Raw genomic sequence first — 16,842 nt, 5'->3', positions numbered from 1 at the left:
CGCGTACCCGCGGGCGCCGCCGCCATGGGCCGCCGCGCCCGGCCCGCCGGAGCCGAATAGCCGCGCTCGCGGCCCTGACGGCCGGTATGGCCCTGACGGTCACCGGGACCTGCGCGTTGCTGGGGTACGGGAACCATCCGCCGGGGGCCGTCGACCTCGGTGACCTCCCCCTCGTACAGGGAACTGCCGGGCATCCGACCGCCGCCTCCGCCGCGCCGCCCACCCGTATCCGGATACCCGGCGTCGGCCTCGACCTTCCGCTGACGCGGCTCCAGGTGCAGCAGGACGGCCATCTCGGCGCACCGGAGAAACCCGGTCAGGCGGGCTGGTGGAGCGGCGGCCCGCGACCCGGTGCCCCGGGCGCCGCGATCATCGTCGGCCACATCGACTCGCGCACCGGACCCGGCGCCTTCCACGCCATCCCCTCACTGCGTCCGGGCGAGGAGATCACCATTGACCGCGGTGACCACAGCTCCGTCAGCTTCACCGTCCGGGCACTGCGGCAGTACGGGAAGGACCGCTTCCCCGACGACCAGGTCTATGCCACTGGGGGACCACCCGTACTGCGGCTGATCACCTGCGGCGGCAGCTACGACCGCGGGCACGGCGAGTACCGCGACAACATAGTTCTCTACGCGACGCTCACCGGCCCGGCACCACCGCACCGCACCACCCCGACCGCCAACCACCCACACCGGAGCGGGAATTGACCAGTCCCCACCGTTCGCAGCGTCCGCATCGGCGTGCCGTGCTGTCGGCCGCCGTCACCACCGCGCTCGGCATCGGGCTCTTCCTCGCTGGCGGACTCGGCCTGTCCCCCTGGAACGCCGAGAACAACGGCCGGCCGGCGCCGCAGCCCGGCACCGCCGCCGGACATCGCACCGGCGCCGACCCGCTCACCGCCGACATCGCGCGCCTCCAGACCCGTCTGCGCCGGACACCACGGGACGCCGTATCGCTGGGCACGCTCGGGCTGGACTACGTCCAGCAGGCCAAAGCGACCGCGGACCCGACGTACTACCCGAAGGCGGAAGCCGTCCTCAAACGCTCCCTCGCCACCGGCGAGCGGGACAACTTCACGGCCATGGGCGGCATGGCAGCCCTGGAGGCCGCCCGCCACAACTTCACCCAGGCGCTCACCTGGGCGAAGAAGGCCGTCGCCGTCAACCCGTACAACTCCACGCTCCACGGGACTCTCGGCGACGCCTACACCCAGCTCGGCCGCTACGACGAGGCCACCGACGCCGTACAGCGCATGGTCGACCTGAAACCCGGCGCACCGTCACTGTCGCGCGCCTCCTACGTGGCGGAGCTACGCGGCGACACCGCGACCGCCCGTACCCATATGCGCCGCGCCTTGCAGGACTCCGCGGGCCCCGCCGACCAGGCGTTCGCCCACTACTACCTCGGCGAACTCGCCTTCAACAACGGCGATCCCACCACCGCGCTGCGCGAAACCGCGGCCGGCCTGCGCGTCGCGCCCACTCACACCGCGCTGCTCCAGGGCAGAGCACGCGCCGAAGCCGCCCTCGGGCGGACGGACGCCGCCGTCGCCGATCTCACCCAGGCCGTCCAACGCGTGCCCCAGCCCGAATACATCCTCCAACTCGGCGAGCTGTACCAGTCCCTCGGCCGCGACCGGGAGGCCGCCGAGCAGTACCGCGTCTTCCGGGCCGAGCAGAAACTCTTCGCCGCGGCCGGTGTCACACCCGACTCGGACGCCGCGCTGTTCGAGACCGACCACGGAAACCCCGCCCACGCCGTCACCCTCGCGCGCAAGGGACTCACCACCCGCCCGTTCCTGGACAGCCACGACGCCCTGGCCTGGGCGCTGCACACGAGCGGACACAACAGAGAAGCCCTCGCCGAATCCGACCGCGCCCTCACCCTCGGCACACGCAACGCCCTCTTCCACTACCACCGCGGAATGATCCAGCGAGCCCTCGGCAACAACACGGCCGCCAGGACCGAGTTGACCCAAGCCCTCAGGATCAACCCGTACTTCAGCCCGCTCCACGCCCCCAAGGCCCGCACCGCCCTCGAAGCGCTCAAGCCCAGGTGAGCGGTGGACAGGACCCACGCCGAGGTCCGGCCAGGGGCGCTAACCCGGCAGGACGTCCTTGACGAACACGATCCCGTCGTTTCCGTTCAGGTGGGCCGGGTCGAGTGGGGAGTAGCCGTACCAGGGCGACACCCGGTGGGCGGGCCGCGAGTCGCCGAGGGCGGTGGCCAGGTGGGCGGCGTCGACGACGTAGCGGTCCTCGGGTAGCGCGTACAGGCGGCCTTCGAGGGTGTCCGGCGGCGGGGTGTCCACTCCCTGGTGCCGGATCGTGCCGAGGGCCGTGGCCAGGAAGGCGTACTCCTCGCCCAGGTGGGAACTCACGAGCGCGCCGGCGCTCCACCACTCCACCGGGGGGCCGCCCATCCGCATCGTGCTCTTGTTCCGCTGGAGATGGCCGTTGTGGGCGTGGACCAGTGCCGGAGCCCGCTCGGCGACGGCGAGGAGGTTGTCGGCCATCATCTGGTCCCGCAGGCTCACCAGTCGCGTCATACGGCTCGGTGAGGTGTCGGCCATCGAGAAGTGGTAGCGCAGCAGGCCGACGGCGGTACGCCCGTACAGGCGCGCCCGGTCGGTGGCCTCCCGCGAGGTCGCCGCTGTCAGGTGCGGCGTCTGCGCGTAGGTCAGCGCCACCAGATCGTCGGCCAGCAGCCGCAGTTCCCTCGCCTCGGCCGACTGCCCCACGGACCGGGCGGGGTCCATCATCGCGGCGGGATCGGTCCACCGGTCGTCGGCGCCGAGCAGCCGGTCGAGCGTCTCCGCTCCGCAGGGGAGCAGGTCCGTGTCCACCTGGGCCGCGAGGTAGCGGTGGAGTGCGGTCAGGGTCTCCCGGGGGCTCGCGGCGCCGGTGATCTCCAACGGGCCGTCGAAACCTGCGAAGCGGAGCCGCCCGGACGCGGGCCGGCCCTCGTTGTGGGCGCGCATCCAGCGCACGAGTTCGCGGTTGCCCGCGAGCGCGCCCCATCCGTGGCTGAACCCCTGCTCCATGATCTCGTCGAGGGTGCCCGCGCCCGAGGTCACGTAGTCGTCCACGGCCAGGCCCCTCACGCAGTCGCTCTCCACCGCGATCGTCCGGTAGCCCTCCTGCTCGACAAGCTGCCGGAACAGTTCGTTGCGCAGGTCGAGCAGTGTGTCCTCGCCGTGGGTGGGCTCGCCCAGGGCGAGCAGGCGCGGTCGGGCCGGAAGCAGCCTCATGACGGCGGCGGCTTCGAGGGCATGGACGGCATGGGCGGTGTCCTGGAGGTCAGTAGCCATGCCTTGAACGGTATCGTTGAACCTTCGGTTGAGACTTTTCCGAGATAAGAGCAGGCCCATGGCACGAAACCTTCAAAACGGTGAACGGCTCAGGCCGGTTGATCTGGCGCGCGGGCACGGTCTGTCCACGCAGGCGGTCAGGAACTACGAGGAGGCCGGCATCCTTCCGGCCGCCGGTCGCACGCCCCACGGCTACCGCACGTACACCCCGCTGCACGCGCGTGCCCTGAGCGCGTTCCTCGCCCTGCTGCCCGGCCACGGCCACCGGACGGCGGCCTCGATCATGCGGGCGGTGAACGAGGGGGCCGCCGAGGACGCGTTCCGACTGATCGACGAGAGCCACGCCCAGCTCCTGGACGACCGCGGGACCCTCCAGGCGGTCGAGAACGCCCTCCGCGATCTGGCGCCCCTCCCTGCCCTCGGTTCCACCACGATGTCCGGGCGGGCCACGGCGTCCGGGCCCGAGGGCACGTTCATCGGGCCGCTGGCGGGGAAGCTCGGAATCCGTCCGGCGACGCTGCGCGCATGGGAGCGCGCCGGGCTGGTGCGCCCGCGCCGCGACCCGGGGACCGGGTATCGCGTGTACGACGAGGCCGACGTACGGGACGTCCGGCTGGCCCACCAGCTCAGGCGGGGCGGCTACCTGCTGGAGCAGATCGCCCCGCTGATCGCCCAGGTGCGGGCGGCCGGCGGACTGGAGCCGCTGGAGGCCGCGCTGTCCGACTGGCACGGCCGGCTGTCAGCGCGCGGGCGGGCGCTGCTGAGCGGGGCCGCCGAGCTGGAGTCGTACCTCCGCGAGCGCGGATGAGGCTCCGATCAACCCGCCCGCCGGAGCGAGGCCGACACCCGTCGTCCGGTGTGCCGTAGGCTCATACAATCCACGTATATATACCGAAAAGCACCTGTACTCCGAGGCGGGGCTGCCACCGGCTCTCACCGGCGGCGGGCCAGGACCCCGCCCTTCGCCGAAATTCCTGGAGAGTGCTCACGTGAGGGATCAGGACAACACTGGCGAGCGGCTGTTCCAGGGATTGCTGAAAGTCATCGGGACCACGTCGTTCGACGACCTCCCGGACACGGTGAGTGAGCACGCCAGGGCCGCCGGCTTCACCGACGTACGGATCTATCTCGGCGATGTCGAGCGCCGCGCGCTCCACCTGCTGGTCGGAGCACGGACGGCGGCGTCCGTGGAGCGGGTGCTGAAGATCAAGGACACCGAAGCGGGCCGCGCGTACCAGTACGGCAAGATCGTCCCCGCCGGCATGGCCTCGGCCGACGCGGGTCAGTACGGAGGCCGGTACTGGGTGCCGTTGTTCAACGGCAGGGAACGCATCGGCCTGATGTTCGCCGCCGCCGCGCACGACGGCGACCTGGTCCGTGAGACCGCCACGGGGCTGGCGACCCTGGTGGCGCTGTCCATCGCCACCAAACGCGGACACAGCGACACGTACGCCCGGCTGAACCGTACCCAGCCGATGAACGTGGCGGCGGAGGCGCAGTGGCAGCTCATTCCGCCGCGTACGTACACCGACTCGCGGGTGGCGGTCTGCGCGACGCTGGAGCCGTCGTACCGGATCAGCGGTGACGCGTACGACTACGCCATCGCCGGCCCCCGGGTCTTTCTGTCGATCTTCGACGCCATGGGCCACGACACCGCGGCGGGACAGACCGCCGCCCTCGCCGTCGCCGCCTCCCGCAGCGCCCGCCGACGCGGCGCCGGCATCGCGGAGACGGGCGATGCCATCGAGGGGGAGCTTGCCCGCCAGTTCGAAGAGGTCCGCTACGCCACCGCCATCCTCGCCTTCCTGGACACCCGCTCCGGGCTGCTGACCTGGACCAGCTACGGACACCACCCACCGCTGATCCTGCGTGGCGGGAACGCGGTCAAGCTCCACTGCGAGCCGGCGTTCCCGCTCGGGACCGGTCTGGGCAACCTGGAGACGACGATCTGCCACCAGCAGCTACAGCCGGGGGATCGCGTCACGCTCTACACCGACGGCATCACCGAGGCGCGGCGACCGCACGGTCAGGAGTTCGGACTCGACCGCTTCATCTCCGTCCTCACCCAGTACCCCGCCGACAATCTGAGCGTCTCGGAGACCGTCCGCCGCTTCTCCCACACCTTCCTCGACTATCACCACGGTGAACTCCAGGACGATGCGACCGTGCTGCTGTGCGAGTGGCTGGGGCCCGGGCCCCCGCTGGGGGACTGATGTCGGCTGCGTCGGGCGCTGTGCGATGGTGGTGGTGTGACGCTGGAGGACCTCGTCCGGCTGCGCCGGGCCCGTGACCTGATGGACCGCGCGTACGCCGAGCCGCTCGACGTTCCGGCGCTGGCGCGCACCGCCCTCATGTCGCCGGGCCACTTCTCGCGCAGCTTCCGCGCCGCCTTCGGGGAGACGCCGTACAGCTACCTGATGACGCGGCGGATCGAGCGGGCCAAGGCGCTGCTGCGGCGGGGGGACCTGTCGGTGACGGAGGTCTGCTTCGCGGTCGGCTGTACGTCGCTGGGGTCGTTCAGCTCGCGGTTCACCGAGCTGGTCGGCGAGAGCCCCAGCTCGTACCGGGCCCGGGAGCATGGCGCCGGCGCCGCGATCCCGGCCTGTATCGCCAAGATCCACACACGACCGGTCAGGAGCCCGGTCAGTGATCCAGTCACGCATCCGGTCAGGAATGAAGAAGCGCGAGCTGCCCCACCGCCCGTAGCGTGAAACCCATGGACATCAAACTTTCGCAGTGCTTCATCGCCGTCGACGACCACGACAAGGCGCTCGCCTTCTACCGCGACGCTCTCGGCCTGGAGGTACGCAACGACGTCGGGTTCGAGGGGATGCGCTGGGTGACCGTGGGCGCGCCCTCGCAGCCCGAGGTGAGCATCGTCCTCGAACCGCCCCTCGCGAACCCGAGCGCCTCGCCCGCCGACAAGCAGGCCATGGCGGAGCTGCTGGCGAAGGGGTTGCTGCGCGGCGTCATCTTCGGGACCGACGACTGCGACGCGACCTTCGAGCGCGTCCGCGCCGCGGGCGGCGAGGTGCTCCAGGAGCCCATCGACCAGCCGTACGGCGTCCGCGACTGCGCCTTCCGCGACCCCTCCGGCAACATGCTGCGCTTCACCCAGCCCCGGGGCCAGTGAGCTCCCGTCCAAGGAGCCGGACGACGCCGGCGGAGACCGCGCGGGCGGCACCGGCCCGACAGATGGAGACACGATGAGCAGGGCCCCGAAGCCGGATACGCCGGCGCCGCGCACCGCGAGCGCGACCGCGCCCGCCACCGCCACCGCCACCGCCACCGCCACCGCCACCGCCGACAGCCATGAGCTGATCCGCGTACACGGCGCGCGCGAGAACAACCTCAAGGACGTCAGCATCGAGATCCCGAAGCGGCGCCTGACGGTGTTCACCGGCGTCTCCGGCTCGGGCAAGAGCTCCCTGGTCTTCAGCACGATCGCCGCCGAGTCGCAGCGGCTGATCAACGAGACGTACAGCGCCTTCACGCAGGGCTTCATGCCGACACTGGCACGGCCCGAGGTCGACGTGCTCGAAGGGCTGACCACCGCGATCATCGTCGACCAGCAGCGGATGGGGGGCGACGCCCGCTCCACGGTCGGCACCGCCACCGACGCCAACGCGATGCTGCGCATCCTCTTCAGCCGGCTCGGACAGCCGCACATCGGCTCGCCCAACGCGTACGCCTTCAACGTCCCGTCCGTACGGGCGAGCGGCGCGATCACCGTCGAGCGCGGCGGGGGCAAGACGGTGAAGCAGACCTTCTCCCGCACCGGCGGCATGTGTCCGCGCTGCGAAGGCCGGGGCACGGTCTCCGACATCGACCTCACCCAGCTCTTCGACGACTCCAAGTCGCTCGCCGAGGGCGCGATGACCGTCCCCGGCTACAAGGCGGGCGGCTGGAACTACCGGCTCTACAGCGCGTCGGGCTTCTTCGACCCCGAGAAGCCGATCCGCGACTTCACCGACACCGAGATGCACGACTTCCTCCACCGTGAGCCGACCAGGATGAAGATCGAGGGCATCAACATGACGTACGAGGGGCTCGTCCCCCGCGTCCAGAAGTCGCTCCTCGCCAAGGACCGGGAGGCGATGCAGCCGCACATCCGCGCGTTCGTGGACCGGGCGGTCACCTTCACCGACTGCCCCGAGTGCGGCGGTACGCGGCTGAGCGAGGCGGCCCGCTCCTCGCGGGTCGAGGGCATCAACATCGCTGACGCCTGCGCGATGCAGATCACCGACCTGGCCGAATGGGTCGGCGGCTTCGACGAGCCTTCGGTGGCGCCGCTGCTCGCCGCGCTGCGCGGGACCCTCGACTCGTTCGTGGAGATCGGGCTCGGCTACCTCTCGCTCGACCGTTCCTCGGGCACGCTGTCGGGCGGCGAGGCGCAGCGCGTCAAGATGATCCGCCATCTCGGCTCCTCGCTCACCGACGTCACGTACGTCTTCGACGAGCCGACCACGGGCCTGCACCCGCATGACATCGGCCGGATGAACGACCTGCTGCTGCGGCTGCGGGACAAGGGCAACACGGTGCTCGTCGTGGAGCACAAGCCGGAGACGATCGCGATCGCCGACCACGCCGTCGACCTCGGCCCGGGGGCCGGTACGGCGGGCGGCACCGTCTGCTTCGAGGGCACCGTCGAGGGGCTGCGGGCCAGTGACACGCTCACCGGCCGCCATCTCGACGACCGGGCCGCCGTCAAGGAGAAGGTACGGACGCCCACCGGGGCGCTGGAGATCCGCGGCGCGACGGCGCACAACCTGCGTGACGTCGACGTCGACATACCGCTCGGGGTGCTCACCGTCATCACCGGCGTCGCCGGCTCCGGCAAGAGCTCGCTCGTACGCGGGTCGATCCCGGCCGGGGCGGGTGTGGTGTCGGTCGGCCAGGACGCGATCCGGGGTTCGCGGCGGAGCAACCCGGCGACGTACACCGGGCTGCTCGAACCGATCCGCAAGGCGTTCGCCAAGGCCAACGGTGTGAAGCCGGCGCTGTTCAGCGCCAACTCCGAGGGCGCCTGCCCCAACTGCAACGGCGCCGGTGTCATCTACACCGACCTGGCGATGATGGCCGGTGTCGCCACCACCTGCGAGGAGTGCGGGGGGAAGCGGTTCGAGGCGTCGGTGCTGGACCACCACCTCGGCGGGCGCGACATCAGCGAGGTGCTCGCGATGCCGGTGACCGAGGCGCGGGAGTTCTTCGGCGCAGGGGAGGCGCACGTACCGGCGGCACGCGCGATTCTCGACCGGCTGGCCGACGTCGGTCTCGGCTACCTCACTCTCGGCCAGCCGCTCACCACGCTCTCCGGCGGCGAGCGGCAACGGCTCAAGCTGGCCACCCACATGGCCGAGAAGGGCGGCATCTACGTCCTGGACGAGGCGACGGCGGGCCTGCACCTCGCCGACGTCGAGCAGTTGCTCGGCCTGCTCGACCGGCTCGTGGACTCCGGCAAGTCGGTCATCGTCATCGAGCACCACCAGGCGGTCATGGCGCACGCCGACTGGATCATCGACCTCGGCCCCGGGGCGGGCCACGACGGCGGCCGGATCGTCTTCGAGGGCACCCCCGCCGACCTCGTCGCGGCGCGCTCGACGCTCACCGGGGAGCACCTCGCGGCGTACGTCGGCGCCTGAGGTTCGCGGACGTCGGATCCCAAGGGTCGGGGGGCGGGCCCGGGCTTCGGCGGCCCGGCCTTCGGCGTCAGCCCCTGACCACGCAGAAGGGATGCCCCGCCGGGTCGGTGAAGACCCGCCATCTGTCCCCGCCCGGCTGGTGCTCCGGCTTCGCCGCGCCCAGCTCCAGGAGCATGGCCTCGGCCGCTTCGAGGTCGTCGACCTTGAAGTCGAGGTGGAACTGCTGCGGCATGATCTGACCGGGCCAGACCGGGGCCCGGTAGTCCTTGACCCGCTGGAAACCGATGAGGACGCCGTCCTCGCCGGTGAGGCCGGCGAAGTCACTGTTGGATTCGGGGTGCGGATCGAGGCCGGTGGCTCGCTGGTAGAACGCGGCCAGCGCCTGAGGGTCGGGGCAGTCGAGTGCGACTGCCGTGAGCTTCATCTGCGGGGACATGGCGACTCCGTGACAGGTGGCGAGTGGCAAGTGGCACGTGACGGATCAGGGAACGGGGACGGCCACATTGTGGCGGCCGTACGGCGAGCAGCCGGGGCACCGCGTGTGGTTCGCGCCCCGGTGCGGCCGGGTCCGGTCCGCTCTTCGCCGAACTGGCGCAGAAGCACAGTTCGCGGCGACAGCACTGTCTCTTAGGGACGTTCACAATTCCAGGTGGGCGGATTAGGTTCATTTCCGCGTGCTTTTCGGAGCCGACGCCCGAAGCCACAGTCAGGAGCGCCGTATGACCCTGTTGGAAGTGCTTGTAGCGATAGCCGTGATTATCGGGGTCATCGCACAGCATTTGCGGGGAGAGCCGCTCCGGGCAAAGCGTCTGCTCCTTCTTCCCCTCGTTCTGCTTATCGCCGGCGTCGCCGTCCTCCGTGACGATTTCGCGCATCTCGCGACAAATGACATCGCGTGTCTGGTCGTCAGTGTGGTCGTCGCCGGCGGAATCGGTCTCGCTCAGGGCGCGGCTCTGCGGCTGGAGTCGCAGGGCGGCACGCTTTACGCGCGCATGCCCGCACACGGGCTGTGGCTCTGGGGCGCGCTGCTGGTCTCCCGGGGCGTGATCATGGCCGTGGCGTTCCAGATCGACGCCGAGGTGTCTCGTTCCACCTCGACGATCCTGCTGCTCCTGGGCATCAACCGGCTCGGACAGGCAGCCGTCGTACTGCCCCGCGCACTGGCCTCCGGCATTCCGTTCGCAGCCGAGAGGGACGGCCGGCCCTTCCTGGCGAGTGGCCCGCAGGCACAGCGCCAGATGCCCCCGCAGGGGTACGGGCAGCAGCCCTACCAGCAGATGCCCTACCAGCAGCGGCCGTATCAACAGGACGGCCAGCAGATGCCTCCGCAGCCGTACCTGGACCCGGCCCAGCAGGCGCCGGGGGCTGCCCCCGCTCAGCCCTGTCCGAACAACAACCCGGGGCCCGGCCTGCTGGGCCCCGACCTGTTGAGCCTCCGGGCCGCACGGCGTAACCGTGCCCTGGAGCGTCGCTACCGGCGGCGGTGATCCCTCGGGTGCGGGGCACGGGACATTCAGGCCGTCAGGGGAATCCCTGGCGGCCTTTCGGCTGTTCACGGGTCCGGGACGCCCACTGGCGAACGTCTGGCGCCGACCCCGTTGACGGCGCCCGGCAGCCGCGTGTGAGGGTGGTCCCGCTGCCGGCGGGGCCACCCTCCGCTTCCGGTCCACCGGCTTCACCTGCCCGCTTCGAAAGGATGGATGACAAGATGGCTCACCGCAGAATTGGTTTCTGGGCCCGCTTGGCGATCTGTCTCGCGAAACCTCCGCTGGCTTTTTTCTTCAGACGTGACTGGCGGGGCGCCGAGCACATTCCTCCGGCCGGCGGATTCATCGCCGCGGTCAATCACAACTCGTATCTGGACCCGATTTCCTACGGAACTTTTCAGTACGACGCGGGACGCTTCCCGCGGTTCATGGCGAAGTCAGGTCTTTTCAGGGGCGTTGTCGGCACGATCCTGCGCGGTTCCGGGCAGATACCCGTCTACCGGGATTCGCGGAAAGTGAGCGACGCGTACCGGGCGGCGGTGGCCGCGGTGGAGCGGGGCGAGGGTGTCGTCTTCTACCCCGAGGGAACGCTCACCCACGACCCCGATCTGTGGCCGATGGCCGGCCGGACCGGTGTGGCCCAGGTCGCTCTTCTCACCAAGGCTCCGGTGATCCCTGTCGCGCAGTGGGGAGCCCATCTGGCCGTGCCGCCCTACGCCACGGAGAAGCGTGTGCGCCTGCTGCCGCGCAAGACGCTCACCGTGCTGGCCGGACCACCGGTCGACCTCTCCCGGTTCGAGGGTCGCGAGATCACGGCGAAGCTCCTGCGTGAGGCCACCGAGACCATCATGGCTGCCATCACGGAGCTGCTCTCCGAGATCCGCGCGGAACCGGCTCCCGGGGCGGCCCCCGGCGCCGCTACCGATACGGGTGCCGCTACCGATACGGATGCCGGCGCCGATATGGATACCGGCGCCGACGCCGGCGAATGACAGGTCCGCCCCCGCTTCCGCTCCTCCCCCTCCCGACCCCCGGGGCTTGACGGGAGGAGCTCGGCAGCATGCAATATATTGCATGCCAGTACCGCAGAGCAGAGGACTTGTCCCCCGGCCGCTCCTCAGGGAGAACGCGTATCAGGCGATCAGGGACGCGATCGTCGACGGCACCCTCGCCCCGGGCGAGCGCCTCGCCGACGCGGATCTCGTCGCCTGGCTGGGGATCAGCCGCACCCCCATCCGGGAGGCGCTGACCCGGCTGGAGCAGACCGGGCTCGTACGGACCAAGCCCGGCCGTTACACGATCGTCAGCCCGCTGGACGTACGCGCGGTGAGGGACGCCCAGTCGGTGACCGCCGCCATGCACGAACTCGCCGTCCGCGCGGCGGTTCCCAACCTCTCCGCCGTCGAGCTGGAAGCCATGCGCGCGGCCAACGCCCGCTTCGCCACCGCCCTGCGGGAGGACGAGGTGGACGCCGCGGTCGCCGCCGACGACGCGTTCCACGCCGTCCCGGTCACCGCCTGCGCGAACCAGGCGCTCAGCAGGGTGCTCGAACAATTCACACCGCTGCTGCGCCGCGTGGAGCAGCTCCGGTTCTCCTCCCTGAGCGGCCGGGGATCGGTCGCCCAGCACGACCGGATCATCGCGCTCTGCGCGGCCGGGGACGCGGAGGGCGCGGCGGCCGCCTCGCGCGCCAACTGGCAGACGCTCGCCCCGCTGCTCGACACACTGCCCGCCGAACCCGACCGTTCCTGAGGAGTGTCATGCCGTCCACGACCTTCGCACCACCCGCCGCTCTCGACCGCTTCGCGCGTTGTCCGCTGCTGTTCGGGCCCAGTCCCGTCCACCCCCTGGACCGGCTCAGCGACCATCTCGGCGGCGCCCGCATCTGGGCCAAGCGGGAGGACTGCAACAGCGGCCTCGCCTTCGGCGGCAACAAGACCAGGAAGCTGGAGTATCTGATCCCCGACGCCCTCGCCCAGGGCGCGGACACCCTGGTCAGCATCGGTGGTGTGCAGTCCAACCACACCCGGCAGGTCGCCGCGGTCGCGGCCAAGCTCGGGCTGAAGGCCGTGCTCGTGCAGGAGAGTTGGGTGGACTGGCCCGACGCGGTCAACGACAAGGTCGGCAACATTCTGCTGTCGCGGATCATGGGCGCCGACGTACGGCTGGTGGACGCTGGGTTCGGCATCGGGTTCAAGGACAGTTGGACCGAGGCGCTGGCGAGCGTACGGGCGGCGGGCGGCACGCCGTACGCCATCCCGGCGGGCGCCTCCGACCACCGGCTCGGCGGCCTCGGTTTCGCCAACTGGGCCTACGAAGTGGCGCGGCAGGAGCGGGAGTTGGGCGTCTTCTTCGACACGATCGTGGTGTGCAGTGTGACCGGCTCCACGCAGGCGGGCATGATCGCGGGATTCGCCGGCCAGGACAGGCCGCGCCGGATCGTGGGCATCGACGCCTCCGCGAAGCTCGCCGAGACCCGCGCCCAGGTGGCGAAGATCGCCCGCGCGACGGCTGAACTGATCGAAGTGGAAGGGGAGTTGACCGACGAGGAGATCACCGTACTGGAGGGCTGGGCAGGAGACGAGTACGGCATCCCCGTGCAGTCCACACTGGATGCCATCCGGCTCACCGGGAGCCTGGAAGGCATGATCATCGACCCGGTGTACGAGGGGAAGTCCATGGCCGGACTCATCGATCTCGTCCGCGACGGCGACATCCCGAAGGACTCCCACGTCCTCTACGCGCACCTCGGCGGACAGCCGGCCATCAACGCGTACAGCGGCGTGTTCCGCTGAGCCCGCTTCAGCCAATGAGCCCTGCTCGGCCGATGAGCCCGGTTCAGCCGACCGCGAGGGTGTCGTCGAGCCAGTCGAACATGGTCTGGTGGGCGAGCAGCATCGCGCCCATGTGGCAGTGCTCGCCCGCCCCTTCGGCGTCGGTCAGCGTCACCAGCGTGGTCGGTGCGTTGACGAGGGCCTTCTCGGCCTCCTGCGGCTGGCCCTTGAAGAACTGGGCGTTCTCGGCGTCCATGATCAAGGTGGGGGCGGTGATCCGGTCAGCGACCCCCTCCAGCGTGTAGTGCTTGGTCTTGCGCAACAGATCCCCGTAGGACTCGGCCCCGAAGGCCCACACACCGTTGTTCACGCGGAGACCGACCAGCGGGTGCGCGGCCGCGTCGCGGCTCGGGTAGCGCACGTACAGGCCGGAAAGCCGCTCGGCGAGGGTCAGTTCGAGCGCCGGCTGCTCGATGATCAGCTTGCTGAGCAGGGAGCGGAGCGCCTGCCACTCCGGCGAGAACGCGCTGATCAGCGCGATGTCGACGGTGACGGCGTCCGGCCGCTGGGTGAGGCCGGTGACGCGGTGACCTCGGCGTATCACAGCCCCTCTGTCCCGGGCGACGGCCTTTAACAGGGCCTCCGTACGGGCCTGGAGCAGCAAGAACACGAAGCGGAAGGGGGTGGTCGAGCGCCGCGACTTTCTCGTCAATCAGTGATCGACCAGATCAAGGCCGTGCGGGAGGATGTACTGAAACCCATGGCCGCGACGCGGCCCGTTCACCGAGCCCGAAGTTCAGGTGCTCAGGCCCTCTACCGAGAACCCGCGCCGCCCTCGCCGTTCGTGCCGTTCGTCTCGGCGATCTTACGGATGGCCCACTGGGCCCATTCCTGCTCCATGGTGCGCAGGCGCAGCCCGTACTCCATGGCCAGTTGGCCGCTGACGGCGAGCACGTCGCTGTCGGCGTTCCAGTCGACGGACTCACTCAGGTCGACCAGCGCCGCGTGTTCCTCGGCGGCGACCTCCGCCTGGCGCTGGAGGCGTTCGACCGCCTGCTCGCGGGAGAGAAGGGCGAAGAAGAAGACCTGGAGGAGCATTTCGTTGCGCCGGGGCTTCTTACCCTCGGTGCTTGAGAGCCATTCCTGAAGTTCGGCCCTCCCCAGGTCGGTAAGGGCGTACTCCTTGCGCCCCCTCGGCCCTTCGGACGTGACCTCGATCCGCCCGTTGTCGGCGAGGCGGTTCAGTTCGCCGTAGAGCTGGCTCTGCGAAGCGGCCCAGACATTTCCGAGCGAGCGGTCGAACCGCTGCATGAGGTCGTAGCCGCTGCCGGAGCGGTCCACCAGGAGGCCCATCACCGCGTACCGAAGACTCATGGCGCCACTATATCTGGCACACTTGACCTGTCGTTTACGTAACGTTCAGTTGTCACCTGTCGACACCGTGGACACCGTGGACACCGACAGGGCAGCGGCGTCAGATGCGGCCGGAGGCCGCCCGCAAACGGTTTCCCAGCGCCGTCAGTTTGTCCGGGGAGTTCGTCAACAGCTTCGCGAGCAGCTCTTCTGACTGGCATCGGCCACCCCCCTCCGAGCCGTCCCCCCGACGGCTCTCCCCCCAGCATCCCGCGCCGACGTCCCCAACAGGCGCCCGGACGCTCACGCGTGGTCGCCGAGCGCGTGGGCCGGCGGTATGCGCAGGGAGTGGCGGGTGGGGAGTTCGATGGCGAGGAACGCGATGCCCGCCACCGTGAGGGCGATCGCCGGCACCACCCAGACCGGGCCGGCGGGCCAGGGGCGGTGCAGGAAGCCGGTGCCCAGCAGGGCCAGCGGGATCGCCGAAAGTGCCGGGCCCAGGACGAGGGCCCCGGCGCCGAGCATCGCGGCCTCGCGCCGCATCATGGCGCGGATCTGGCGCGGGGTGGTGCCGCCCAGGCGCAGGGCGGCTATCTCGTCGCGGCGCTGGGCAGTTGTGGCGACCAGCTTGTTGGCGATGCTGAGCAGCAGATAGCCGAGGAGGACGACGATCGTGGCCAGGTTGACCCAGACCTCCGGCGGCGCGTCGCTCAGACCGGCCGAGGTGGTGGCGTCGGCGGGCGCGAGGGTCAGGCCCGGCCGGGACGCGGTGAGGGCGTCGAGGTGGTGGAGCGCCGCCGCCGTGTTGTCCGTACGGATCAGGATGTCCTGGTCGAGGCCGCCTGTGGTGTGGCCGCTCGCCAGGTCGTGGGAGAGCACGACAGGGCCGAAGCCGAGGCTCCGGTCGTAGACCGCGACGACCCGGGGGTTCACCCGCGTGCCGTCGCCGAGGGTCAGGTGCACCCTGCGGCCCACTTCCGCGTTCCGCGAGCGGGCGACGTCGCTGCCGACCGCGATGGTGTCACCGGTGAGTTCGTCCAGGCCGCCGGACCGTACACCGAGGTCGATCACCTCCGGCGCTTCCGGGGTCAGGATCATCGCGGAGGCCGACTCGACCACCGGGTCGCCCAGTTGCTCGTACGACCAGAGCGCGGTGGTCGAGCTGACGGGGACCGCCGCACGTACGCCCGGGGTGTCGCGTACGGCGGCGAGTGTCCCGCCGGGCAGGCCGCCGAGGCCCGGCGCGCTCATCCGTTCCTGGGCGAGGGTGCCGGCGCGTACGTCGTTCGCCGTGGCGGTCATCAGGGTGGTCTGCGCGAAGGTGTAGGTCAGCACGAAGACGACCGCCATGGCGAGGGTGCTGACGACCCCGGCGAACCGGATCGCGTAGCCATGGACGTTGGACACCGCCAGCCAGGTCGCCGGAGAGACCCGCGACGGCAGCCGCCTGGCCAACGCCCCGCTGACGCCCCGGATCAGGGCGGGTCCTGCCATCGCGAGGCCGATCGCCGCGATGATGCCGGCGAGGGAGGTGGTGCTCGCGCCGAGCGCGGTCCGCGCCAGCAGAGGGGTGACCGAGAGCGTGGTCGCCAGGACAACGAGCAGCAGCCCGAAGCGAGTTCGGATACGTGAGGGCTTACGGGGTTCGCTGCGCGACTCGGCGACCGCCTCGGTGGCCGGCATACGGGACGTACGCCACGCGGCGCTCCGGGCCGACACCTGAACGGCGAGGCCCAGCAGGAGGAGTGTGGCGAGCGCGGGCAGCGGGCCGAAGCTCAGCGGCAGCGCCTCCGGCAGCAGCCCGTGGCCGACCAGGAGGTGCCGGAACTGTCCGGCCAGCAGGTAGCCGAGCGCCACCCCGGGCACGAGCGCGACAGCCGCGACGACACTGGCCTCGGCTGCGGCGAGCCGGCGGATCTGCCGGGGGGTCGCGCCGACGGCCCGCATCAGGGCGAGTTCGCGCCGCTGCCCGGCGATCGACACCCCCAGCGCGCCGGCCAGCACGAACCCGGTGATCAGCACGATGATGCCGGAGAGCGAGGCGGCGAGCAGGGTCAGCAGGGAGCGTGCGGCCACCGCGTCGGGCGCGGCGACGTCGCCCCGGTCGGCGCCGGTGGCCACCACCAGCCCGGTGTCGTGCGGTCGGTCGGTCGATTGCTCGCGCAGTACGTCGCGCACGTCGGCGGCGACCGCGTCGGCCGCGCGCCCCTCCGTACGCAGTCCGATCAGGTCGACGGTCCCGGCACGGGGCCCGCCGTCGCGGCCGGCCAACT

General features: G+C 70.7%; 16 protein-coding genes. 11 read left to right on the top strand and 5 right to left on the bottom strand.

Annotated features, from left to right (window positions below; all coding sequences use genetic code 11):
* A partial coding sequence (locus tag QR77_RS21105) for a class F sortase (protein ID WP_236710752.1) occupies nucleotides 1–710 on the top strand: 710 nt, incomplete at its 5' end.
* Nucleotides 707–2,062, top strand: a complete 1,356-nt coding sequence (locus QR77_RS21100; RefSeq protein ID WP_040023606.1) for a tetratricopeptide repeat protein — start codon at nucleotides 707–709, stop codon at nucleotides 2,060–2,062. The genes QR77_RS21105 and QR77_RS21100, both read left to right, overlap by 4 nt.
* 39 nt (nucleotides 2,063–2,101) lie before the next feature.
* On the opposite strand, the gene QR77_RS21095 is transcribed toward QR77_RS21100, so the two are convergent.
* Entirely contained in the window at nucleotides 2,102–3,313 is a 1,212-nt protein-coding gene (locus tag QR77_RS21095) for an erythromycin esterase family protein (protein ID WP_040023603.1), read from the bottom strand.
* A gap of 58 nt (nucleotides 3,314–3,371) precedes the next feature.
* Here QR77_RS21095 and QR77_RS21090 point away from each other — a divergent pair, with 58 nt between their 5' ends.
* The 5 genes from QR77_RS21090 to QR77_RS21070 all read left to right on the top strand — a co-directional run bounded on the left by QR77_RS21090 (nucleotide 3,372) and on the right by QR77_RS21070 (nucleotide 8,955).
* On the top strand, nucleotides 3,372–4,121 hold the full coding sequence (locus QR77_RS21090; RefSeq protein ID WP_040023601.1) for a TioE family transcriptional regulator: 750 nt from the start codon (nucleotides 3,372–3,374) through the stop codon (nucleotides 4,119–4,121).
* A gap of 181 nt (nucleotides 4,122–4,302) precedes the next feature.
* On the top strand, nucleotides 4,303–5,526 hold the full coding sequence (locus QR77_RS21085) for a PP2C family protein-serine/threonine phosphatase (RefSeq protein ID WP_236710750.1): 1,224 nt from the start codon (nucleotides 4,303–4,305) through the stop codon (nucleotides 5,524–5,526).
* A 36-nt stretch (nucleotides 5,527–5,562) separates the two neighbouring features.
* Nucleotides 5,563–6,024, top strand: a complete 462-nt coding sequence (locus QR77_RS21080; RefSeq protein WP_040023597.1) for a helix-turn-helix transcriptional regulator — start codon at nucleotides 5,563–5,565, stop codon at nucleotides 6,022–6,024.
* A gap of 5 nt (nucleotides 6,025–6,029) precedes the next feature.
* On the top strand, nucleotides 6,030–6,446 hold the full coding sequence (locus tag QR77_RS21075; protein ID WP_040028380.1) for a VOC family protein: 417 nt from the start codon (nucleotides 6,030–6,032) through the stop codon (nucleotides 6,444–6,446).
* Between the two features lie 73 nt (nucleotides 6,447–6,519).
* Complete coding sequence (locus tag QR77_RS21070) at nucleotides 6,520–8,955, top strand: excinuclease ABC subunit UvrA (RefSeq protein ID WP_052488949.1); 2,436 nt, start codon at nucleotides 6,520–6,522, stop codon at nucleotides 8,953–8,955.
* A 67-nt stretch (nucleotides 8,956–9,022) separates the two neighbouring features.
* Here the strand turns inward: QR77_RS21070 and QR77_RS21065 are convergent, their stop codons facing one another.
* Entirely contained in the window at nucleotides 9,023–9,391 is a 369-nt protein-coding gene (locus tag QR77_RS21065; protein WP_040023596.1) for a VOC family protein, read from the bottom strand.
* Between the two features lie 283 nt (nucleotides 9,392–9,674).
* On the opposite strand from QR77_RS21065, the gene QR77_RS21060 reads away from it, so the two are divergent.
* The 4 genes from QR77_RS21060 (at nucleotide 9,675) to QR77_RS21045 (ending at nucleotide 13,237) form a co-directional block, all read left to right on the top strand.
* Nucleotides 9,675–10,442: a hypothetical protein gene (locus QR77_RS21060; RefSeq protein WP_040023594.1), complete on the top strand. Its 768-nt coding sequence runs from the start codon at nucleotides 9,675–9,677 to the stop codon at nucleotides 10,440–10,442.
* Nucleotides 10,443–10,663: 221 nt separating this feature from the next.
* Nucleotides 10,664–11,434 (top strand): lysophospholipid acyltransferase family protein, encoded by a 771-nt coding sequence (locus tag QR77_RS21055; protein WP_078876968.1) that lies wholly within the window; start codon nucleotides 10,664–10,666, stop codon nucleotides 11,432–11,434.
* A gap of 82 nt (nucleotides 11,435–11,516) precedes the next feature.
* A complete protein-coding gene (locus QR77_RS21050; protein ID WP_040023592.1) occupies nucleotides 11,517–12,194 on the top strand; it encodes a GntR family transcriptional regulator in 678 nt (225 codons plus the stop codon).
* An 8-nt stretch (nucleotides 12,195–12,202) separates the two neighbouring features.
* Entirely contained in the window at nucleotides 12,203–13,237 is a 1,035-nt protein-coding gene (locus tag QR77_RS21045) for a 1-aminocyclopropane-1-carboxylate deaminase (RefSeq protein WP_040023590.1), read from the top strand.
* Nucleotides 13,238–13,280: 43 nt separating this feature from the next.
* Here the strand turns inward: QR77_RS21045 and QR77_RS21040 are convergent, their stop codons facing one another.
* The 3 genes from QR77_RS21040 to QR77_RS21030 all read right to left on the bottom strand — a co-directional run.
* Nucleotides 13,281–13,820 (bottom strand): hypothetical protein, encoded by a 540-nt coding sequence (locus QR77_RS21040; RefSeq protein ID WP_040023588.1) that lies wholly within the window; start codon nucleotides 13,818–13,820, stop codon nucleotides 13,281–13,283.
* A 209-nt stretch (nucleotides 13,821–14,029) separates the two neighbouring features.
* Nucleotides 14,030–14,590: a PadR family transcriptional regulator gene (locus QR77_RS21035; RefSeq protein WP_052488948.1), complete on the bottom strand. Its 561-nt coding sequence runs from the start codon at nucleotides 14,588–14,590 to the stop codon at nucleotides 14,030–14,032.
* 282 nt (nucleotides 14,591–14,872) lie between these two features.
* Nucleotides 14,873–16,842 (bottom strand): ABC transporter permease (locus QR77_RS21030; protein WP_236710749.1); only part of this gene is annotated, 1,970 nt, incomplete at its 5' end.

Source organism: Streptomyces sp. 150FB (assembly GCF_000818195.1).
GTDB lineage: Bacteria > Actinomycetota > Actinomycetes > Streptomycetales > Streptomycetaceae > Streptomyces.
This window is presented reverse-complemented; position numbering and strand designations above follow the sequence as displayed.